Below are 21,687 nucleotides of genomic sequence, written 5' to 3'. Positions count from 1 at the left end.
GCACGCGTGGGTGCCAGCGGAGGGGAAGCCGCTGGGATTGCGTGTGCCTGACACGATTGGGTTAGCGATGACGTCTACGAACGGGCCATCGGCGCGCGATTCTGCTGGTAAGTCGGTACGTGATAGCGGTTCAGGCGAAGGCCAGCAGGCCGGCAGCCAGTTCCTCACGGTGGCCGAGGTGGCTTCGCTCATGCGGGTGTCCAAAATGACCGTCTACCGGCTTGTGCACAACGGAGAGTTGCCAGCGGTTCGGGTCGGGCGGTCATTTCGGGTGCACGCCAAGGCAGTCCACGACATGCTGCAGACCTCGTATTTCGCCGGTTAGCCGAATACCGGCCGCACGCCGCCAGGCTTGGCTTCGGTTGGTTAGGTGGCGCCGGTTTGGTGTTGGGTACGGCGGGCTGGGTAAGGTGTCCGGGTCATTTGTTGAAGCAAGCCGGTCACAGGTCAGATAGCGGAGTTCATGGGTTCAGTAATCAAGAAGCGGCGCAAGCGCATGTCCAAGAAGAAGCACCGCAAGCTGCTGCGCCGCACCCGGGTGCAGCGCAGAAAACTTGGCAAGTAGGCCTCGACTGGCTCGGGTTGGCGGCTGCCGTCACCAGGCTGTAACGCCTATGCCTCTAGCCGCGGCTAGGCTGTCGGGGTGAATTCGTCGAACGGCCAAGGGGGCGGCGCCGGAGGAATCGGTGGCGGCGGTGACAGCGTCCACCATCCCAAGGTGGTGCTGGTTACCGGCGCCTGCCGATTTCTCGGCGGCTACTTGACCGCGCGACTCGCACAAAACCCGTTGATCAGTTCGGTCATCGCGGTGGATGCGATCGCGCCGAGCAAGGACATGCTGCGGCGCATGGGCCGAGCCGAGTTCGTGCGCGCCGACATCCGTAATCCCTTCATCGCGAAGGTGATTCGCAACGGCGATGTCGACACGGTGGTGCACGCCGCGGCGGCGTCCTACGCTCCGCGCTCCGGTGGTAGCGCCGCGCTGAAGGAACTCAACGTGATGGGCGCCATGCAGCTGTTCGCGGCGTGCCAGAAGGCGCCGTCGGTGCGTCGGGTTGTGCTCAAGTCGACTTCCGAGGTGTACGGGTCCAGCCCGCACGATCCGGTGGTATTCACCGAGGACAGCAGCAGCCGTCGTCCATTTCGCGAGGGCTTTGCCAAGGACAGCCTCGACATCGAGGGTTATGCGCGCGGCCTGGGCCGGCGTCGCCCCGATATCGCAGTGACGATCCTGCGGTTGGCCAACATGATCGGCCCGGCGATGGACACCACCCTGTCGCGGTATCTGGCCGGGCCAGGGGTGCCCACCATGTTTGGCCGCGACGCGAGGTTGCAGCTGCTGCACGAGCAGGATGCCCTGGGCGCGTTGGAACGCGCGGCTCTTTCGGGCAAGGGCGGCACCTACAACATCGGTGCCGACGGCATCATCATGCTGTCCCAGGCTATCCGTCGGGCCGGCCGAATTCCGCTGCCGGTTCCGGGCTTTGGGGTGTGGGCTCTCGATTCGCTGAGACGAGCTAATCGTTATACCGAGATCAACCGCGAGCAGTTCGCGTACTTGAGTTATGGCCGCGTGATGGACACCACCAGGATGCGTTCCGAACTCGGCTACCAGCCCAAGTGGTCGACGGCGGAGGCCTTTGACGACTACGTTCGCGGCCGCGGCTTGACTCCCATAATCGCCCCGCATCGGGTACGCTCCTGGGAGGGGCGCGCCATAGCGGTAGCGCAGCGCTGGGGTAGCCGAAATCCAATTCCATGGGGTGGGGTCAGGTAGATATCGTGGCGGGTAATACCAGAGCGAATGTCATTCCCCTGCACGCCAATCGGGGTCGTGTGGCGGCGCGTCGTCGCGCCGATCAACGGGCAGACACGTCTCGTCAACATCCCTCATTGCTGTCCGATCCGGGCGGCCGCGCATCGGCCGAGCAGATCGCCGCTGTCGTCCGCGAAATCGATGAACACCGGCGTGTCGCGGGTGGGAGTTCAACTGCCGAACCGCCGCTGAACGAGCTTGCGCAGCGCGTTGCCGCGGTCGCGGGTTTTCTCCGTCAGCGACTGATCGGTGACTACAGCGTTGATGAGTTCGGGTTCGATCCGCACTTCAACGATGCGATCGTTCGGCCTTTGCTGAGGTTCTTTTTCAAGTCTTGGTTCCGGGTTGAAGTCAGCGGCGTGGAGAACATCCCCAGCGAAGGCGCCGCACTGTTGGTGGCCAACCACGCAGGGGTGCTGCCGTTCGACGGGTTGATGCTGTCGGTGGCGGTGCACGATGAGCATCCGGCGCAGCGGGATCTGCGGTTGCTGGCCGCCGACATGGTGTTCGATCTGCCGGTGGTCGGTGAAGCCGCCCGTAAAGCGGGGCACACGATGGCCTGCACGACCGACGCGCACCGCCTGCTGGCCTCCGGCGAACTGACTGCCGTTTTTCCCGAGGGCTACAAGGGACTGGGCAAGCATTTCTCTGATCGCTACCGGTTGCAGAGGTTCGGCCGCGGCGGCTTCGTATCGGCAGCGTTGCGAACCAAGGCGCCGATTGTTCCGTGTTCGATCATCGGCTCCGAAGAGATCTACCCGATGCTCACCGACGTCAAGTTGCTGGCGCGGCTGTTCGGCTTGCCGTACTTCCCGGTCACCCCGTTGTTCCCGTTGGCGGGTCCGGCCGGGCTGGTGCCGCTGCCGTCGAAGTGGCGCATCGCATTCGGCGAACCGATCTACACCGCCGACTACGGGTCCGGTGACGCCGAGGATCCGATGGTCACCTTCGAGTTGAGCGACCAGGTCCGTGAGACGATCCAGCAAACGTTGTACCGGTTGCTGGCCGGGCGGCGCAACGTCTTCTTCGGCTGACCTCGCGCGGCCACGTCACCGACGCTGCACCGCTACCTTGGTGGGCGGGCCAGCTACTTGACCATCGTGAACTGGCAAACGTCGGTGTAGTGGTCGCGGAACAGGTCCGAGCAGCCCGTCAGGTAGTGCATATAGATGTCGTAGACCTCTTGGCCCTGCAGTTCAATGGCCTTTTCCTGGTTGGCCTGCAGCGCCTGAGCCCAAGAGTTCAGTGTCGGAACGTAATTCGACCCAATCCGGTGATACCGCTCAACCTTGAAACCCGCCCTCGACGAATACTCATCGATCTGCGGAATCTGGGGTAGCCGCCCGCCGGGGAAGATCTCGGTCAGGATGAACTTGATGAAGCGCATCAGGCTCATCGGCGCCGTCAAACCAAGTTCCTTGGCTTCCTTGGCGTCGGGCACGATGATCGTGTGCAGCAGCATCCTGCCGTCATCGGGCAGCACGTTGTAGCACATCTTAAAGAAGCGGTCATACCGCTCCCAGCTAGCGTCACCGGCGCCGTCGGCAAAGTGTTCGAAGGCGCCCAGCGACACGATGCGGTCGACCGGTTCGTCGAATTGTTCCCAGCCCTGCAGCCGCACCTCTTTGTGCCGAGGGCTGTCCATGTCAGCGAACTTGCGCTCGTCGTGGACAAGTTGATTCTCACTGAGCGTCAAGCCGATGACGTTGACGTCGTACTCCTCGATCGCGTGGCGCATGGTCGAGCCCCAGCCGCAGCCGATGTCGAGCAGCGTCATGCCGGGCTCGAGGTTGAGCTTGTCCAGTGAAAGTTTGCGCTTGGCGTACTGAGCCTGTTCCAGCGTCATGTCGGGACGCTCGAAGTAGGCACAGCTGTAGGTCATCGATGGATCGAGGAAAAGCTTGAAGAACTCGTTTGAGCGGTCGTAGTGCGATTGGACCGCCTCGACAGGTGGCGAGAGCTGGTCCGGAAGAGAAGGTTGGTCGCCCCTTTTCCCCATCAACCGGACCCTACTGGCCCTCCTAGATGGATGCAATCGCCGCCACAGCGGCATCCGCTTCGGCCTCGTGATGGGCCGCCTCGCCCAACATCGTGACCACACTCGTCACCACCGGCTTGCCCTCGTCGTCGGTGACCTCGCTGCGGATTTCGGCTATCACCGTCCCGTGAGACTCCAGGACAGAGTCGAGATAGGTGTGGAAGTACAGCTTGTCGCCGGTCACGATGGGCCGGTAGAAGCGGAACTTCTGGTCCCGATGGAAGACCCGGGCGATGTTGATCGGAATATTGAATTTATTGAAGATCTCCAGCTGCACCCGACGCCCTGCAATTGCCAGGAAGGTCAACGGGGCGACCAGCTCGGGGTAACCCAACTCGGCTGCGGCGGCCTCATCGGAGTGCGATGGGTGCTCGTCTTGGATCGCGGTTGCGAATTCCCGGATCTTCTCGCGGCCAACCACGAAGTAGTCCGGTGCCTGGTAGTGCTTGCCGATGAGTCCTGCGGCTTCTGGGGGGACTGTCATGCCCTTTGCTCTCTGCTCGAATATATGCTCAGCGGCGCAGCTTATCAGCGTGATTGCCGTCGAGACGCCAGTGCTGCCAACGCGCCGCCCGCCGCGCCCAGAGCAAGGGCCGAGGGCACCCCGATCCGGGCGGCTTTACGAGCGGTGCGGAAGTCCCGGATTTCCCATCCTCGTTCGCGGGCCAGGCTACGTAACCGGGCGTCGGGGTTGATGGCGACTGCGGTGCCCACCAGCGACAGCATTGGCACGTCGTTGTAGCTATCCGAATATGCGGTGCAGCGTTTGAGGTTCAGACCCTCCCGGATCGCCAGCGAGCGCACCGCATGAGCCTTGCCGGTGCCGTGCAGGATCTCACCGACCAGCCGTCCGGTGAACACCCCGTCGACGGACTCCGCAACGGTGCCCAGGGCACCGGTCAGCCCCAGCCGGCGGGCGATGGTCGCGGCGAGCTCGTAGGGCGTGGCCGTGATCAGCCACACCTGCTGGCCGGCATCAAGATGCATCTGCGCGAGCTCGCGGGTGCCAGGCCAGATCTTGTCCGCGATGATCTCGTCATAGATCTCCTCGCCGAGGTTCAGCAGTTCGTCGACCGAGCGGCCTTCTATGAAGGCGAGTGCTTTGCGGCGGCCGGCGGCGACGTCTTCGCTGTTTTCGGTGCCGAGCAGCTGGAACTTGGCCTGGGCATAGACGAAGCCCAGCACGTCGCGGTAGGTGAAGTAGTGGCGGGCGGCCAGGCCCCGGCCGAAGTGCACCGCGGACGAGCCTTGCACCAGGGTGTTGTCCACGTCGAAGAATGCGGCGGCGGTCAGATCGATCGGTGGCTGCGGGTCAGCGGCCGAGCCTTCGGTGGGGACCGTCATATCCGCTAGCGCTCGGGTGGCGCTGGCATTCTCGGCCAGCGACTCCAGGTCAAAATGACCGCCGCCGCTCGAGCTGCCCAGGTCAGAGGAAGCCATCAGAAACCTCCCGGAATCGCGGTACCGGCCGATGACTTGCTGCGGCCGATCTCAACCCTATCCGGCAACGGTTGGCAACCGTCCGAGCTACCTGGGGGACAGCTAACGCTGCCCGGTAAACAGTGCGGCGGATGGCCGAGATTTCGATCTGGCGATGCGCACCGATCTACCCGTTCTAGAGTAAATCCGTGGATGACGGACTCGGGTTACGAGTCAACCGCCGGACGTTCGTGGGTACCTCCGTTGCGGTGGGGGGCGCCGTCGCGGCTGTCACTGCCATCCCCGGATCCGAACGCGTCCACCAGGGCGATGGCCACACCGCTGTGGTGCGCCTTCAGATCAATGGTGAGCATCGGGAGATCGCCGTCGATAACCGCACCAGCTTGCTGGACATGCTGCGGGAGCGAGCGGGGCTGCCGGGAACGAAGAAGGGCTGCGATCAGGGCGCGTGCGGGTCGTGCACGGTGCTGGTTGACGGTCGCCGCATCAACTCCTGCCTGGCTCTGGCGGTCATGCACGACGGCGCACAGATCACCACGATCGAGGGGCTAACAGGTTCGGCCGGCCCGGACGGCCGGCTGCATCCGCTGCAGCAGGCCTTCATCGATGAGGACGCGTTGCAGTGCGGGTACTGCACCCCAGGTCAGATCATGTCCGGCGTCGCGTGTATCGCCGAAGGTCACGCGGGTTCACCCGCGGAAATACGCGAGTGGATGAGTGGCAATCTCTGTCGTTGCGGTGCCTACCCGAACATCGTCAAAGCTGTCGCATCGGTGGCTCGAGACGACTAATCCGTGTTTCCGTTTCGCTACAGCAAGGCCTCCGACGAGCAGTCCGCGTTGCGGGCAGCCGCGGCCGGTGGCCGTTACATAGCCGGCGGTACCACTCTGGTCGACCTGATGCGTGAGACGGTCGAACGTCCCGATTCGTTGGTGGATATCAATGCGCTGCCCTACCAGTCGATCGACGTGCAGCCCGGAGTGATCCGTGTTGGATCCCTGGTGCGAATGTCGGATCTGGCGGCTCATCCCGTTGTCCGGCAACAAGTTCCGATGGTCAGCCAAGCCTTGGAGCTCAGCGCTTCGGCGCAGTTGCGCAATATGGCATCGATCGGCGGCAATCTGTTGCAGCGCCCGAGGTGTCTGTATTTCCGCGACGTCTCGGCCGCATGTAACCGACGTGGTCCCGATGCCGGCTGTGCGGCAATCGAGGGCCGCAACCGAACGCACGCAATCTTCGGCGCCAGCCAACACTGTTGCGCAACCCATCCCTCCGACCTCGCGGTGGCATTGGTGGCACTAGACGCCGTTGTGCTGACTCGCCAGATCGCTGGACATCGGAGGTTTGGGCTCGCGGAGTTATATCGCCATCCGGGTGACTCTCCGCACTGGGAACACAACCTGCACCCGGGTGAGCTGCTGGTTGCCATCGAGATTCCGGTCGGGCCCCAGCTGCACCGGTCCGGATATCTCAAGGTGCGCGACCGTGAGTCGTACCAGTTCGCGCTGGTGTCCGCAGCCGTGGCACTCGACATCGCCGCCGGCACCATACGCACCGCGCGGGTGGCCGCCGGCGGGGTGGGCACCGTGCCGTGGCGCCTGCCGGCGGTCGAAGCCGCGCTTCGGGGCCGCCCATCGGATGCGGATCTGTTCCGCCGCGCCGCCGCGCTCTCGGCCATTGGGGCAAAACCCTTGAGCGAGAACCGCTTCAAGGTAGAGCTGCTCAAGCGCGTCGTCGAAAAGCAGCTGACGGTCGTGGCGGCAATGCCATGACCCACGCCTTCTCCGCCGCCGGAGGCATCAGTGGCCAGCCGATCAACCGGGTGGACGGCCCGCTGAAGGTGACCGGAAAAGCCCGCTACGCGGCCGACCACCCGATTCCCGGGTTGGTGTATGCGGCGTTGGTCTGCAGCACGGTGGCGCGCGGTGCCGTCGACCACATCGCCACCGGAGCCGCCATGCGCCAGCCTGGCGTGCTTGCGGTGCTCACCGATTTCACCGGGGTGCGTCTGCCCTTCGGCACCGGCCAGGTCTTCTTCTTTGGACAGCCGATCGCCGTGGTGGTCGCCACCACGCATGAGGCTGCGGCGCACGCGGTATCGCTGGTCGACGTCAGCTACTCAACGTGGCCGCAGCTAACCGATATCGATGCGCCGCAGGCAGTCGGCTATCCCGGCCGACTCATCGCCGACTACGTTCGCGGCACCCCCGATCAGGTGATGATCCGCGCTGCGGGGATCAGCGACCTCAATTTCAGCATCGCCCGCAACAACCACAACGCGGTGGAATTGCCCGCCACCATCGCCAAATGGGATGGCGACCGGCTCACACTCTGGGACAAGGTCCAACACATCAACGGAGCGCGGCGGTCCTATGCCCGGGCATTCGGGATGTCCGAAGAGCGGGTGCGGCTGATCTCGCCATTTGTTGGTGGCGCGTTCGGTAGCGCCGGCCGCATGTGGCCGCATCAACTGCTGACCGCGTTCGCCGCGCGCCGAATGCAGCTGCCGGTCAAGCTGGTGCTGACGCGAAAACAGATGTACAGCTCGGTCGGTTTCCGGCCGACCAGCCGCCAACGCATGGCGATTGCGCAGACCCCTCCGGGCGCCTGATGGCGATGATCCACGAAGGGCGCACGGAAACCGCGCAGTACGGCATCTATGAAGACGGCATCGTGCGCAGCCCGCAGCTGATGTACCAGGTCCCCAACATGAGTTCGACATACCGCGTGGTGCCACTCGATATCAACCTGCCGTGGTTCATGCGGGGACCCGGTGCGGTCACCGGAACGTTTGCGCTCGAGTCCACCATGGACGATCTCGCGCACCGCCTGGGCATCGACCCCATCGAGTTGCGCTTGCGCAACGAACCTCGAATCGACCAGATCAACGGCTTGCCCTTTTCCACCAGGCGGCTGGTCGATTGCATCAAGCAGGGCTCCACCGACTTCGGATGGCACCGCCGAAACAGCATCCCCGGAGCCAACCGCGACGGCGATTCCTTTGTCGGTATCGGGATGGCGACCGCGGCGTACTTCACCTATCGCAGTAAGTGCGCGGCCATCGCAAGGATCTCGGCGGACGGCACTGCCGAGGTGTGCAGCGCCGCCAGCGACATGGGACCGGGGACCTACACCTCGATGACCCAGATTGCCGCGGATGCGCTCGGCCTGCCGTTGCAGCGGGTGCGATTCTCACTGGGCGACAGCCGCTTCCCGCCGGCGCCGGCGCACTCGGCCTCGCGGACTACGGCAAGCGTGGGCTCGGCTGTGTTCACTGTCGCAAATATGCTGCGCGACAAGTTCATTCGTGCGGCGGTGACTGACCCGCAATCGCCGCTGGCGGGCCTGCGCCCGGAAGACGTGATGGTAACCAACGGCCACATGTTTTCCACGGTCGCCACGGACGGGCCGGCGCGGGGCGAGTCGTATCAGGATCTGCTGCGCAGGCGTGGCTGGCCAGCCCTGGAATCCGAACACACCTGGACACCCGATGATGCCGGCAAGCGATACTCCACCTACGCCTACGGAGCCGTATTCGCCGAAGTCGCCATCGACGCATTGCTGCCTACGGTGCGGATCCGCCGCATCCATGCCTGCTACGACGCGGGCCGGGTGATCAATCCCAAACTCGCGCACAGCCAGGCAATCGGAGGCATGATCGGCGGAATAGGGATGGCTCTGTTGGAAGGGACCGAGTTGGATTACCGAGACGGTCGCGTCGTCAACGCGAACATCTCGGATTACCTGGTCCCGGTCAACGCCGACGTTCCCGCGCTGGACGCAAGTTTTCTGCCCGCACAGGACACCATCGCCGACCCGATCGGGGTGAAGGGACTCGGCGAGTTGGTGATCATTGCGGTGCCCGCGGCGATCGCCAACGCGGTATTCAATGCCACCGGAAAACGGGTCACCGACTTGCCAATCAGGGTCGAGCAGCTGCTCTGATCCGGGCGGGCGAACCCGCACGCGATTGGTTACCGAGCGCTACCCGTAGCGCGCCGGGCGCACCCCCGCCGTCGCCGCCGGTCCCGCCGTCGCCCACGAGCCACCCTCCGGACCCGCCGACGGCGCCGGTGCCCCCGGTGCCACCAGCACCGAGGGAGCCGTCAAACCCTCGGCCACCGCCGCCGCCCTGTCCGCCGGTTCCTCCGGCCCCGCCGTTGCCGAGCAGCCCGGTAGCGCCGCCGCTGCCGCCGCTGCCGCCGACTCCGCCGTCCACGCCGCCCTCGGAGCTACCAACGACCCCGCCGGCCCCGCCGATACCGCCGGCTCCACCGTTGCCGTAGAGCCAGCCGCCGTGCCCGCCGGTGCCGGCGGGCCCTCCTGCCCCAGCGGTCGAGGCGAAGTTTTCCCCTCCGCCCTGCCCGCCGTTGCCGCCGGCGCCGCCTTGGCCAAATAGCCCAGTGCCACCGCCGAGACCACAGCTACCCCCGTGACCGCTGGGAGCGCCGATGGTGCCGCTGCCACCGACGCCGCCGATTCCGCCGGAGCCGCCGGCCCCGCCATCGCCTCCGACCGCGCCGGAACCGGTGGTCGGGCTGTAGCCGGTTCCGCCGGCGCCGCCGTTGCCGATGAGTCCGGCCGCCCCGCCGTTGCCACCGTCGGCGTTCGCCGCGGAGCCGGTTCCGCCGGCGCCGCCGTTGCCCAAGAGCAGTCCACCGTCGCCGCCGTCCTGTCCGGGGGCGCCGGCGGCGCCGTCACCGATCAGGGGGCGGCCCAACAGGGCTTGGGTGGGGGAGTTGAGCACGCCGAGCAGGTGTTCTTCGACGCCCTGTAGCGGGTTGGTGTTGGCGGCCTCGGCGGCCGCATAGGAGCTCCCGCTGGCGGTCAACGCCTGTACGAACCGTTGGTGCACCCCGGCCATCTGGGCGCTCAGGGCTTGATAATCCAGGGCGTGGCCGGAAAACACCGCCGCCAGTGCGGCTGAGACGTCGTCCGCGCCGGCGGCCGGCACGCCGGTGATCGTGGCGGCGGCGGCCCGGTTGGCGATCTGCAGCGTCGAGCCGAGACCCGCCAAGTCCGTAGCTGCGCCTGCCAGCAATTCCGGGGCCGCGATCACATATGACATGGTTTCCTTCGGGCCCGTCAATATCGGATGGGCACTGTATCGCTGGTTAATAGTGGTAGATGGCAATAACCTATCGGTGCTGGTCCCGAATTTTGGGCGTTCGGCCGATTCCGTCAGCCGCGTGACCGTAGGTGGCGGATCGGCCGTTCTGGCCAGAGGCTCACGCAAAATGCGCGATGCGCAGATCATTTTCCCTGATATTTCTCGATTCCGTATGTCCGAGGCGATCATGCCAAGACGTGAAAGCGTGATTCCTGAACTTCGGTGAGGAAAAAACTTCGGGACCTGTCATTTAGTGGAAGAGGTCGGCCGACGGGAAACTGCTTTTTGGTCCGGCATATTTTGCGGCACCGATGTGAGTCCGATGGGCTCCGTCGCTCGCTGGCGGGTGTCCGTTCTATCATGCACTTTCGTATCGCCGACAGAAATAGATCGGCATCAATTTTCTGATGACTGAGGCGAATAAAAAGACCCGATGAGATCGAGCGCATCGATCTCAGTCAACAGCAGGCTCAGGATTGCGGATCGGGCTTGGTCGATGTCGCGATTCTGCCCCCACGTGGCGCGTGTCTCCACCGCCATCAGGAATGCTTCGCGAGCGATGTCAGGGATGTCTCGCGGCAGCCGGGTGAGGTTCGCGGCATGGGTGAAGCAACTCCCGGGGTAGGGGCTGACGCATTGCTTGAGCATCTTCAGAAGCGTCTTCACGGCGAGCTTGTTGGTTTCGGGCTCGTCGTCCGCAAAGCATGCCCGCCGCCAGTTATGCATCTCCGCGAGCAGCAGTACAGCGCGTTCCTGTCGAAGTTTTTCGACGACGGTATGCATCGGCGCGGCGGCAGCAAACGGTGCCGGGTTGATATGGAACTCTCCGCATTGAGCGACTTCGTACGTCATCGCCAGTGGTCGACCGCCGATTTTTGATGACCGGTCGAATTCTGTGCGCCACACGAGGTCAAACCCAATTCCGATGGCGGTGCGCTCGGTGAGGTCTTTGACGATGCGGTTGAGTTCACCCAGCGTCTCCCCGCTTGGCGCATCGTCTCGGGCGATGCACACGATATTCAGGTCGCTCCATCCGGGTATTACATCGTCTTTAGCCAGTGAGCCACAGATGGCATTGGAGTCCAGAAAACCGAGGCTAATTGCCGCCGCCAAGAAATCGTCGGCCGCCGCGCGGTAGCATGACTTTGGCGCCCACCTGGTGATTACTCGATGGTCGGTCGATACACGCATCGATGTTGTCCCTTTCGCCCAATTGAGTTGCGACCGATGACCGTGGAATTTTTTTAGAGTTGACCGAGCGGCCTGTCGCAGACGCTGAACAGTGTGCTCTACAAGCGTTGAATCGTCAACCTTGCCCCCGAATCATTGCGCTCCCTAATTCATTCGGCGGTGACATCCGATGGCTAATTCACGGACCGCTGAAATAAGCGTGGAACGCGTCGTTGTGGGGCAGTGCGGGCCATCGATAGCGGCTGGGGTTGCTGCGCATCCGATGCCGCTTCCGGCGCAGTGCTTAGAGCGACGGTTGATGGCCCCGTCGAGGCATTTTGGGGCCTAGCGCGAAGCGCCGATGGGTGGGGAAGTGCCGCCTGGACGTGACGGCCGCCGCAAGCCGGGCCGGCAGACAACGGTTGCCATCGGGCAAGCCGTTGGGTTGCACCTAAATCCCGCGCGCGAGGTGCCGCGTGCGGAAATCCGAAATGCTTCAGCAGGTCGCCATTAGCGTCTACGCTAGTTAGCGCAACGAGATATCTGATAGCGACGCATATGGAGAATATTGGGCGGTACAGGCCCGCGTGATGGGCGGTCTCAGCCGAGCCCCTTTTTAAGGGTCCAGCCGCGGCCGGTGTTTTTGGTCGCGCGGGCGATTTTGTGACCCGGTGGCGGAACACGAGGGTGAGGATGATTCCGGTTACCAGCGTTGTGAGACGAATGTGGCTGCTGCTTGCTGTCATGGGCGTGGCCCTTGTCGCCGGGCTTGGTATTTACCGGCTCCATCGCGTTTTCGGTGTTCATGAGCAACCCAGGGAACGCCGGAGCCCTGGTCAGCCCCCTAGACGACAACACCGAAAGCGACGGCGTTTCCGCGCCGGTGCAGCTGAATCCCGCGATCGTCACCGGGGTGCAGAAACTTTGCCGGGCGCTAGGAGTGCGCCGATCGGCGATATTAACCGCGGCGTGCGCGCTGCTGGTCGGGAAGTGGTGCGATCACCACTCTGAGGTTGTCATCGATTTCCCGGTGAGCCGCCGTGTCGAACCTGAGTCAATGACCTTCACCGGGTTGATGGTGGGCACTGTCCCGTTAACGTTGATCTCCACACCGGGATCCAGCATCGCCCAGTTCTGCAGACACACCCATGCCCGGATCGAAAAAGCGGTGCAACATCAGCGATTCCCCGTAGAAACCCTGCAAAACCAAGACCACAGGCACATGCGCGCGCAGGGCTCCGGGGCGAACCCTGATCAACGCCTACGGCCCCACCGAAGCCACGATCTACCTCACCGCCGCACCCCCGCTGCACGCCGGCGCCACTGTGGTGCCCATCGGCGCACCCGTGCCCGGGGCCGGGGTGTTCGTCCTCGACAGGTGGCTGCGTCCGGTGCCACCCGGGGTGGTGGGTGAGTTTTATGTCGCCGGTGCCGGTGCCGGTGCCGGTGCCGGTGTGGGTGTCGGCTATTGGCGCCGCGGCGGGTTGAGTGCGGCCCGGTTTGTCGCCTGCCCGTTCGGGGCAGCCGGGTCGCGGATGTATCGCACCGGCGAGCTCGTCTGTTGGGGCCCTGATGGGCAACTGCAATATCTGGGCCGCGCTGATGACCAAGTCAAAATCCGTGGCTACCGCATCGAATGCGGAGAAGTCACCGCCGCCCTGACCGCACTCGATGGGGTGGAGCAGGCGGTGGTGATCGCCCACACCGACACCGGCCAACCCCGGCTGGTGGCCTACTACACCACCACCATCGGTGGCGGTGGGATCGATACGGCGTGGCTGCGGGACCGGCTAAGTGAGGTCCTGCCGGCGTATATGGTTCCGGCCGCCTTCGTGGTGATCGACGAACTACCGTTGACGGTCAACGCCAAACTCGACCGCCGCGCCCTGCCCGCCCCCGACTACACCACTAGCGCGCAGGCTTATGTGGCGCCGCAAGGCCCGGTGGAAGAAACCCTGGCCAGCCTCTACACCCAGATCCTCGGCGGTAGTGACCGGGTCAGCGCCGCCGACTCCTTCTTTGACCTGGGTGGAGACTCCGTCTCAGCCATGCGTTTGGTCGCCGCCGCCAACACCACCCTGCACGCCGGTCTGCGCGTTGCTGATGTGTTCGAAGCCCCCACCATCACCGGGCTAGCCCACCGTGTCGGGGCCGACCCGGTCGCTCAGCTGCCATTGATCGCCGGTGAGCGCCCGCCACGGGTGCCGTTGTCGTTTGCCCAGTCCCGGCTGTGGTTTCTTGAACAGCTTCAAGGCCCCTCGGCGGTCTACAACATCCCGGTCGTCCTGCACCTGGACGGCCCGCTGGACACCGAGGCACTCCGAGCCGCACTCGACGATCTGATCACCCGCCACGAAACCCTGCGCACCCGCTTCAGCACCACGAGCGAGGGGATCGGCTACCAAGACATCCTCACCCCCAACCAAGCCGAAGTCTTCTGGCAGGTCGTGGATGCCCGCGGGTGGACACCCCAACACCTGCACACCGCCATCGACGAAGCCACCAACTACCACTTCGATCTAGCCGCCGAGATCCCGATCCGCGCCACCATCTTGCACACCGCCGACCACCAGCACGTGCTGGTACTGCTGATCCACCACATCGCCGCCGACGGCTGGTCGCTGGGCCCGCTGGCCCGCGACCTCGACACCGCCTACACCGCCCGCACCGCCGGGCACCCGCCGGTGTGGGTGCCGTTGCCGGTGCACTACGCCGACTACACCCTGTGGCACCACCAACTCCTCGGCGACCCCCACGACCCGGCCAGCCTGCTGGCCACCGACCTGGCCTACTGGCAGCACACCCTGGCCGGACTCCCCGAACACCTGCCCCTGCCCACCGACCGCCCCTACCCCCCGATCGCCGACTACCGCGGCGCCAGCCACTAATTCAGCTGGCCCCCCGGAACTAACCACCGCAATCCACACCCTGGCCCACACCCACCACGTCTCGGTCTTCATGGTCATCCACGCCGCCCTGACCGTGGTCCTAGCCACCCTCGCCGACACCAACGACATCGCCATCGGCGTCCCGATCGCCGCACGCACCCACCCCCACCTCGATGAACTGATCGGGTTCTTCGTCAACACCCTGGTGCTACGCACCCACACCCACCCCGCAGACACCCCCACCGACCTACTGGCCCACATCCGCGAGGACAGCCTGACCGCGTTCGAACACCAACACGTGCCCTTCGAACTCCTCGTCGAACACCTTCAACCCACCCGCTTCCGCACCCACCACCCCCTCATCCAGGTCATGCTCGCCTTCCAAAACCACCCCTGGACCCAACACACCAACGACGGTGCTGAAATGCGCCTGGGTCAGGCCCGGATCAGCCCGTATCCGGTCGCCACCCACACCGCCCGCATGGACCTGGTCATCTCCGTGGGCGAACACCCCACCAGCCCCGACACGGCACCGGCCCTGACCGGCACCATCGAATACCGCACCGACGTCTATAACCCCACCACCATCGAAACCCTGGCCACCCGCCTGCACCACACCCTCACCACCTTCACCACCCACCCCGACCAACCCCTGCACCACCTCGACCTACTCACCGACACCGAACACACCCAACTACACACCTGGGGCAACCACCCCACCCTCACCGCTCCCACCACCACGGCGATCTCGATTCCCGCTGCCTTCACCAACATCGTCGCCACCCACCCCCACGCCCCGGCCCTCACCTTCGAAGACCACACCTGGACCTACCACGACCTCGATACGGCCAGCACCCAACTCGCCCACCACCTCACCACCACCCACGGGGCTCGAGCGGGTGCGGTCGTTGCGCTGCTGCTACCGCGCAGCGACCACGCCATCCTGGCCGTCCTCAAAACCGGGGCCGCCTACCTACCCATCGACCCCCACCACCCCCCAACGCGTATCGCGTTCATGCTCACCGACACCACCCCCACCGCAGTACTGACCACCACCGAACTGACCACCCACCTCCCCACCAGCACCGGCACCGGCAGTGGTGTTCCGGTGATCACCCTCGACACCCTCACCAACCTCGATGACTACCCCACCACCCCACTACCCCCACCCAACCCCCACGACCTGGCGTACCTGATCTACACCTCCGGCACCACCGGAACCCCCAAAGGCGTGGCCATCACCCACCACAACGCCACCACCCTGACCACCCAACTCGATCTCGACATCCCCACCAACGCGGTCTGGTCGCAATGGCACTCCTACGCCTTCGACGTCTCCGTCTGGGAAATCCTCGGCGCCCTCCTCAGCGGCGGACGGGTCGTGGTCGTGCCCGAACACATCGTCACCTCACCCGAGGACTTCCACACCCTGCTCATCGACGAACACGTCAGTGTGCTCACCCACACCCCCTCAGCATTAGCCCAACTCCCCGATCACGGGTTAGAGGCAACCACCGTCATCACCGTGGGAGAGTCCTGCCCGATCGACCTCGCCCACCACTGGGCCACCGAGCACACCCTGCTCAACGCCTACGGCCCCACCGAAACCACCATGTGCACCACGATCAGCAACCCCCTACACCCCGCGGACACAGTGGTGCCCATCGGCGCACCCGTGTCCGGGGCCGGGGTATTCGTCCTCGACAGCTGGCTGCGCCCAGTCCCGCCCGGGGTGGTGGGTGAGTTGTATGTCGCCGGTGCCGGTGCCGGTGCCGGTGCCGGGGTCGGTGTCGGCTATTGGCGCCGCGGCGCGTCGAGTGCGGCCCGGTTTGTCGCCTGCCCGTACGGGTCGGCCGGGTCGCGGATGTATCGCACCGGCGACCTCGTCTGTTGAGGCCCCGACGGGCAACTGCAATACCTGGGCCGCGCCGACGAACAAGTCAAAATCCGCGGCTACCGCATCGAATGCGGCGAAGTCACCGCCGCCCTAGCCGCCCTCGACGGGGTCGAGCAGGCGGTGGTCATCGCCCGCGACGACGCCCCCGGCCAAACCCGGCTGGTCGCCTACTACACCACCACCACGGGGACCGGGCTCGACACCGCCGACATCCGCGCCTCGTTGAGCCAGGTGTTGCCGGCGTATATGGTTCCGGCCGCCTTCATGCTGATCGACGAACTACCGTTGACGGTCAACGGCAAACTCGACCGCCGCGCTTTGCCCGCCCCCGACTACACCACTAGCGCGCAGGCTTATGTCGCGCCGCAAGGCCCGGTGGAAGAAACCCTGGCCAGCCTCTACGCCCAAATCCTGGGTGTGGAGGACCGGGTCAGCGCCGCCGACTCTTTCTTTGATCTGGGTGGAGACTCCCTGTCGGCGATGCGCCTAATCGCCGCCACCAACACCACCCTGCACACCGACCTGCGCGTCGCCGACATCTTCGACACCCCCACCATCACCACCCTCGCCCACCGAATCGACACCCAAGCCCAACCCGCCACCATCCCCCCATCCAAACCCTGCACACCGGCACCGGCACACCCCTGTTCTGCATCCACGCCACCAGCGGCATCAGCTGGCCCTACCAAACCCTCGCCACCCACCTCACCAACCCCCTCATCGGCATCAACCAAACCCTCAACGCCGACGAAACCCCACCCCACACCCTCCAAGCCATGGCCCGCAACTACGCCACCCGCATCCAAAACACCCACCCCACCGGCCCCTACCACCTCCTCGACTGGTCCTTCGGCGGTGTCCTCGCCCACCAAATCGCCATCGAACTACACCACCGCGGCCACACCGACACCCGACTCATCCTGCTCGACTCACTACCCACCCTCGACACCAACACCGACCCAACAATCACCCCCCGCAACAACCGCCAAACCCTGCAAACACTGCTCGGCCACCACCACACCACCATCCCCGACGACCAGCTACACCACCTCACCACCAACCACCAACCACAACCACAACCACAACCACAACCACAACATCACCCTCTACCAACACCACCAACCCCACACCTACACCGGCCCCACCCTGCTCATCGCCGCCGAACACACCCCACCCCCCAACCACCCCACCTACGAAAGCACCCACACCAAAGCCGCATACCTCCTCCAGGCCTGGCAACCACACCTCACCGGCCCCACCACAACCCACTCAACCAACTGCACACACCACCAACTCCTCCACCCCAACCACACCCCCACCTACACCAACCACCTCAAAAACTTCCTCCAGTGACACACAAGTGACCCAAGAAGACATCTGCGAAACGGCCTGTGCGCGTCTTACCGGATCCTAGGGTTCGACTCAACCATCTATAGCGACAACGTGTTTCGTGATGGCGCGGATCATTGGGCCCAGCACCATGATCGACACCGAACGAGTGCTCACCGAGATCGGGGTCCGGCCGATCTCCTATGCCACCGTCAAGCGGCGGATGCCGATCTAGGCCCAACGCCGGTGGCGGCAAACCTTGGCTACGGCCAGCGTCCGTCGTGGCGGGTGGGGACCCGCACGGTCAAGATCAAGGCCGGCGACCACACCCTCACTGCTGCCGACCCGTCCTCCAATTGAGCCAACTCGGAGCTCGGTGCACGAGGCGCTGCGCGACCTGGCTCAGGCCAACAGCATTCACCGTCAGCTAATGTTGTCGCTGGTCCGAAAAACCGCTTAGCGCGCGAGATCCGAGCTGTTGTCGGCAGGCGCACTGGGCGATTGTCGCGCCCGCCGCAACCGGCAGACTCCCACGACCGCGAGCACCCCTGCCAGGGTCGCCAGGGCCAGGGTCGGCACCAATTGCTGCGGGTGATAGATCACCGACGTCGTGACGGGTTGACCTGCGGTAACGGGAGCGACCGCCACCGTTGAGGTGGTCTGTAGCCAGCTCGCCGCGGTGGCCCACACCGCGACGAGGGCCAGAGCCAGCTCAATCACGGCCCGGTTGCGGGGGTTCACAGTGCCGTCTCGGCGTCGTCGCCAGCGCCGCGGTCGACCTGGGTAGGCCCGACTCGTTCCTGCACCAATGGAGTCAGCGCCGCACGCAGATGGCGATGCCGACGCGCCCAGGCCTGCGCGGTGCGTCCGCCGGTGAGCTTGATGCCGATGCCGACCCGGCCGCGTGGTACCCCGGCCAACTCACCAAGCGCCCGCGCCGACTGCCACTTGGCCAGCGACTTTCCAGATGCGACGGAGTTCTCGGGTTCGGGGAACACCCTCACGATTTCGGACACCAGGATGGTCTCGGTGCCCTGACGTAGGGATTCTTCGGTCAGCTCCACCGAGGTGTGGATTCGCGCCGCCTTCACCTGAATGCCGACGAATACCGACACCAGGACCAGGAAGATCACTGGGGTGATCAACTGGATGCCGGCGCCGGTGGACTTCTCGATCAAGATCAACGACAGCGCCGAGAACGGGCCGGCCAGCAGCCAATACCAAGAGGCGCCGGATTCGTAGAACAACGTCTTGGGTTCCCCCGCTGATGTCATGTGAGCCTCCGTCACGACAGCCAACTCGCTGCATCGGCGGCCCAATAGGTGAGCACGATATCGGCCCCGGCACGCCGGATGCTGGTCAGCGACTCCAGGGCCGCGGCCCGCTGGTCGATCCAGCTGTTGGCCGCCGCCGCACAAATCATCGCGTACTCCCCCGAGACCTGATAGGCGGCCACCGGCACCGGGGAAATGTCTGCGGCCGCGGCGACGACGTCCAGATACCCCAAAGCGGGTTTGATCATCACGATGTCGGCACCTTCGTCCAGATCCAGCTCGACCTCGCGCAGCGCCTCCCGCATGTTGCCCGGTTCCTGCTGGTAGGTGCGCCGATCCCCGGACAGGCTGCAGCTCACCGCTTCTCGGAAGGGGCCATAGAACGCCGAGGCGAACTTGGCCGCGTAGGCCAAAATCACCACGTCGGCGTAGCCGGCCTCGTCCAGCCCGTCGCGGATCGCACCCACCTGGCCGTCCATCATCCCGCTCGGTCCCACCACATGGGCGCCGGCCTGCGCCTGCGCGACCGCCAATTCGACGTAGCGGGCCACGGTCGCGTCGTTGTCGACACGGCCCCGGTCATCGAGCACCCCGCAGTGTCCGTGGTCGGTGAACTCGTCCAGGCAGGTTTCGGCCATCAGCACCGTCGCGTCCCCGAGATCCTTGGCCAAGTCGCGCAGGGCCGCGTTGAGAATGCCGTCGGGATCGGTACCGGCCGAGCCGACGGGGTCCTTCGACGTGTCACGGGGCACCCCGAACAACATCAGGCCGCCCACCCCGGCGGAAACGGCGTCCGCGGCGGCGCTGCGCAGCGAATCGCGGGTGTGTTGCATCACCCCCGGCATCGACGCGATCGGGCGCGGCTCTTCGATACCGTCGGCGACGAACATCGGCAGCACCAAATGCCTTGGCTCCAAGGAGGTCTGCGCTACCAAGCGGCGCATCGCCGCAGTCGAGCGGAGCCGGCGCGGCCGCTGCCGCGGGTAGGCGCCCATCAGTGGCGGCCCGCCACTAGCATCCCTCCGCGTGCACCACTAGCGCCGGCGACTCTTCTTGCGAGGCGGGGGCAGGGCTCCTTCGGCGCGCAGCCGGGCGGCGTGCTCGGCCAGCGCGTCCACCAGCGGACCCACCGCGGCAGTCTCGGGTTGGACATCCACCCGGAGCCCGAACTCGGCGGCCGTTTCGGCGGTCTTGGGTCCGATGCAGGCGATGATGGTCCGCGCGTGCGGCTTACCGGCGATACCGACCAGATTGCGCACCGTAGAACTCGAGGTGAAGCAGACCGCGTCGAAACCGCCCGTCTTGATCATCTCGCGGGTGGCCGCCGGCGGCGGAGCGGCCCGCACCGTGCGGTAGGCCGTCACGTCCTCGATCTCCCAGCCACGCTCGCGCAGCCCCTCGGCCAGCGTCTCGGTGGCGATGTCAGCGCGCGGCAGCAACACCCGGTTGACCGGATCGAAAATGCTGTCGTAGGGCGGGAATTCGTCCAGCAGGCCCAGCGAGGACTGTTCCCCGGCCGGGACCAGCTCCGGGCTGATCCCGAAAGCGCGAACCCGGTCGGCAGTCGACTCGCCCACACAGGCGATCTTCACTCCGGAGAACGCCCGGGCATCCAGGCCGAACTCGCCGAACTTCTCCCACACCGCGCGCACGGCGTTGGTGGAGGTGAACACGACCCATTGGAACCGGCCGTCGACCAGGCCTTTGACCGCGCGTTCCATCTGCGCCGGGCTGCGCGGCGGTTCGACGGCGATCGTCGGCACCTCGACCGGCAGGGCGCCGTAGGACGTCAGCCGCTCGCTCATTTCGCCGGCCTGGTCTTTGGTTCGGGGTACCAATACGGTCCAGCCGTACAGTGCCCGGCTCTCCCACCAGTTCAGCTTGGCGCGATTGCTCACGGTCTTGCCGATGGTCACCACCAGCGGCCCGGTCAGCGGGCCGGCAGGGTCGGTTCCACCCAGGATGGCCGGATCGGTCAGCCCCTGCAGGGTGGTTTCCACCGAGCGCTGTTGGCAGGTGGTTCCGTGCGCGGTCACCACGCACGGCGTTGTGTCCGCCAGCTCGTGCTCAACCAGCGTGCGGGCCGCGTCAGCCAGATGTGACGCGGTGGCCTGCAGGATCAGCGGACCCGGTGCGGCGGCCAGCGCCTCCCAGTCCACGTCGCCACGCACGTCGGCAACCGTGTGCGCGGAGCCCAGGGGCAGTCCCGCATAGGTCGGGACCGCGCTGGTTGCCGCCAGACCGGGCAGGATCTCGATCTGCAGGTGGCTGCGGGTAATGGCGTTGACCTCGGCGATCACCGCGTCCACCGACATCGGGTCACCGGCCACCAAACGCACCACGTCGGCGCCCGAACGGGCTTCGGCGGTCAGCGTTTTGGCAACTTCGGTGGGATCACCCAGCGCCGGGCGGATGTCCGGACCACTAGAGACCACCGCCGGAACCGCCTGGTCGGACTCATCCTCGGCGGGGCCGCCGGTCGCAGCGTCAGCATTGTCGGCCACTGCAGTCGCGGGCGCCGGCCCGGAGACGGGCGGCAGATCGTTACCGATCAGGGCCAGCACCGATTCAGGCACATCGGGGTCCGTGAACACCAGGGCGGCGTTCGCCAGTACCGCGGCGGCCCGTGTGGTCAACAGACCCGGGTCACCTGGGCCAGAGCCCACATAAGTAATGCGGCCCGGCCTCGGCTTGCGCCCTCGCGTCATCATTGTCGCTCCCAAGT

Annotated in this window: 17 protein-coding genes and 4 pseudogenes; 12 read left to right on the top strand and 9 right to left on the bottom strand. The window is 65.4% G+C overall.

The genetic code is table 11. The features are described from left to right. Window positions 1-67: 67 nt before the first annotated feature. From MMSP_RS24115 to MMSP_RS24105, 4 genes are all read left to right on the top strand, one after another. Window positions 68-325 (top strand): helix-turn-helix domain-containing protein, encoded by a 258-nt coding sequence (locus MMSP_RS24115; RefSeq protein WP_011742123.1) that lies wholly within the window; start codon window positions 68-70, stop codon window positions 323-325. Window positions 326-463: 138 nt separating this feature from the next. Beyond that, window positions 464-565 carry a 30S ribosomal protein bS22 gene (locus MMSP_RS26490; RefSeq protein ID WP_003402602.1) on the top strand — a complete coding sequence of 34 codons (102 nt, stop codon included), beginning with the start codon at window positions 464-466 and terminating at the stop codon, window positions 563-565. Between the two features lie 78 nt (window positions 566-643). Continuing rightward, complete coding sequence (locus MMSP_RS24110; protein ID WP_020788711.1) at window positions 644-1,777, top strand: SDR family oxidoreductase; 1,134 nt, start codon at window positions 644-646, stop codon at window positions 1,775-1,777. Continuing rightward, window positions 1,759-2,850, top strand: a complete 1,092-nt coding sequence (locus MMSP_RS24105) for a lysophospholipid acyltransferase family protein (RefSeq protein WP_085981826.1) — start codon at window positions 1,759-1,761, stop codon at window positions 2,848-2,850. Before MMSP_RS24110 ends, MMSP_RS24105 begins: the two co-directional genes overlap by 19 nt. A 53-nt stretch (window positions 2,851-2,903) precedes the next feature. On the opposite strand, the gene cmaA2 is transcribed toward MMSP_RS24105, so the two are convergent. The 3 genes from cmaA2 to MMSP_RS24090 are packed head-to-tail and all read right to left on the bottom strand — an operon-like array spanning window position 2,904 to window position 5,294. After that, a complete protein-coding gene (gene cmaA2 / locus MMSP_RS24100; RefSeq protein ID WP_012392768.1) occupies window positions 2,904-3,815 on the bottom strand; it encodes a cyclopropane mycolic acid synthase CmaA2 in 912 nt (303 codons plus the stop codon). Between the two features lie 22 nt (window positions 3,816-3,837). Next, complete coding sequence (locus MMSP_RS24095; RefSeq protein WP_012392769.1) at window positions 3,838-4,338, bottom strand: MaoC family dehydratase N-terminal domain-containing protein; 501 nt, start codon at window positions 4,336-4,338, stop codon at window positions 3,838-3,840. Between the two features lie 44 nt (window positions 4,339-4,382). After that, window positions 4,383-5,294 carry an HAD family phosphatase gene (locus MMSP_RS24090; protein WP_012392770.1) on the bottom strand — a complete coding sequence of 304 codons (912 nt, stop codon included), beginning with the start codon at window positions 5,292-5,294 and terminating at the stop codon, window positions 4,383-4,385. 188 nt (window positions 5,295-5,482) lie between these two features. Between MMSP_RS24090 and MMSP_RS24085 the strand changes: the two genes are divergently transcribed. From MMSP_RS24085 to MMSP_RS30020, 3 genes and pseudogenes are all read left to right on the top strand, one after another. After that, complete coding sequence (locus tag MMSP_RS24085) at window positions 5,483-6,085, top strand: (2Fe-2S)-binding protein (protein WP_011742129.1); 603 nt, start codon at window positions 5,483-5,485, stop codon at window positions 6,083-6,085. 3 nt (window positions 6,086-6,088) lie between these two features. Continuing rightward, complete coding sequence (locus MMSP_RS24080) at window positions 6,089-7,066, top strand: xanthine dehydrogenase family protein subunit M (protein ID WP_020788709.1); 978 nt, start codon at window positions 6,089-6,091, stop codon at window positions 7,064-7,066. Then, window positions 7,063-9,239: pseudogene (locus tag MMSP_RS30020) on the top strand (xanthine dehydrogenase family protein molybdopterin-binding subunit). The gene MMSP_RS24080 and the pseudogene MMSP_RS30020 overlap by 4 nt, the downstream one beginning before the upstream one ends. Here MMSP_RS30020 and MMSP_RS29655 read toward each other — a convergent pair. Continuing rightward, window positions 9,217-10,362 carry a PE family protein gene (locus tag MMSP_RS29655; protein WP_369797341.1) on the bottom strand — a complete coding sequence of 382 codons (1,146 nt, stop codon included), beginning with the start codon at window positions 10,360-10,362 and terminating at the stop codon, window positions 9,217-9,219. The pseudogene MMSP_RS30020 and the gene MMSP_RS29655 sit on opposite strands and share 23 nt — an antisense overlap. On the opposite strand from MMSP_RS29655, the gene MMSP_RS27110 reads away from it, so the two are divergent. Continuing rightward, entirely contained in the window at window positions 10,361-10,630 is a 270-nt protein-coding gene (locus MMSP_RS27110; RefSeq protein ID WP_131807385.1) for a hypothetical protein, read from the top strand. The genes MMSP_RS29655 and MMSP_RS27110 overlap by 2 nt on opposite strands. 170 nt (window positions 10,631-10,800) lie before the next feature. Here MMSP_RS27110 and MMSP_RS24065 read toward each other — a convergent pair whose 3' ends face one another. Further along, the gene (locus MMSP_RS24065) at window positions 10,801-11,595 is read right to left on the bottom strand and encodes a hypothetical protein (protein WP_020788706.1); all 795 of its coding nucleotides are present in this window, start codon (window positions 11,593-11,595) and stop codon (window positions 10,801-10,803) included. A gap of 666 nt (window positions 11,596-12,261) precedes the next feature. Between MMSP_RS24065 and MMSP_RS30015 the strand changes: the two genes are divergently transcribed. The 4 genes and pseudogenes from MMSP_RS30015 to MMSP_RS29115 form a co-directional block, all read left to right on the top strand. After that, window positions 12,262-12,585, top strand: coding sequence for an MmpS family transport accessory protein (locus tag MMSP_RS30015; RefSeq protein WP_369797340.1), 324 nt, complete (start codon window positions 12,262-12,264; stop codon window positions 12,583-12,585). Then, a pseudogene (locus MMSP_RS30010) lies at window positions 12,470-12,784 on the top strand (condensation domain-containing protein); the annotation flags it as partial. The gene MMSP_RS30015 and the pseudogene MMSP_RS30010, both read left to right, overlap by 116 nt. Before the next feature lie 19 nt (window positions 12,785-12,803). After that, window positions 12,804-17,712: pseudogene (locus tag MMSP_RS30005) on the top strand (amino acid adenylation domain-containing protein); the annotation flags it as partial. A gap of 3 nt (window positions 17,713-17,715) precedes the next feature. Then, a pseudogene (locus MMSP_RS29115) lies at window positions 17,716-17,989 on the top strand (IS1634 family transposase); the annotation flags it as partial. Window positions 17,990-18,144: 155 nt separating this feature from the next. Here the strand turns inward: MMSP_RS29115 and MMSP_RS24050 are convergent. From MMSP_RS24050 to MMSP_RS24035, 4 genes are read right to left on the bottom strand one after another with little or no spacing between them, the layout of a single operon-like run. Next, window positions 18,145-18,429 carry a hypothetical protein gene (locus MMSP_RS24050; protein WP_020788702.1) on the bottom strand — a complete coding sequence of 95 codons (285 nt, stop codon included), beginning with the start codon at window positions 18,427-18,429 and terminating at the stop codon, window positions 18,145-18,147. After that, complete coding sequence (locus tag MMSP_RS24045; protein ID WP_020788701.1) at window positions 18,426-18,962, bottom strand: hypothetical protein; 537 nt, start codon at window positions 18,960-18,962, stop codon at window positions 18,426-18,428. Before MMSP_RS24045 ends, MMSP_RS24050 begins: the two co-directional genes overlap by 4 nt. 11 nt (window positions 18,963-18,973) lie before the next feature. Then, complete coding sequence (hemB, locus tag MMSP_RS24040; protein WP_015354481.1) at window positions 18,974-19,957, bottom strand: porphobilinogen synthase; 984 nt, start codon at window positions 19,955-19,957, stop codon at window positions 18,974-18,976. Between the two features lie 39 nt (window positions 19,958-19,996). Further along, a complete protein-coding gene (locus MMSP_RS24035; RefSeq protein WP_086085809.1) occupies window positions 19,997-21,670 on the bottom strand; it encodes a uroporphyrinogen-III synthase in 1,674 nt (557 codons plus the stop codon). Window positions 21,671-21,687 lie beyond the last annotated feature (17 nt).

The organism is Mycobacterium sp. 012931, from assembly GCF_000419295.1.
Classification (GTDB): Bacteria; Actinomycetota; Actinomycetes; order Mycobacteriales; family Mycobacteriaceae; genus Mycobacterium; species Mycobacterium marinum.
Note: the sequence above shows the minus strand (reverse complement) of the source record. Positions and strands in the feature narration are given on the sequence as shown.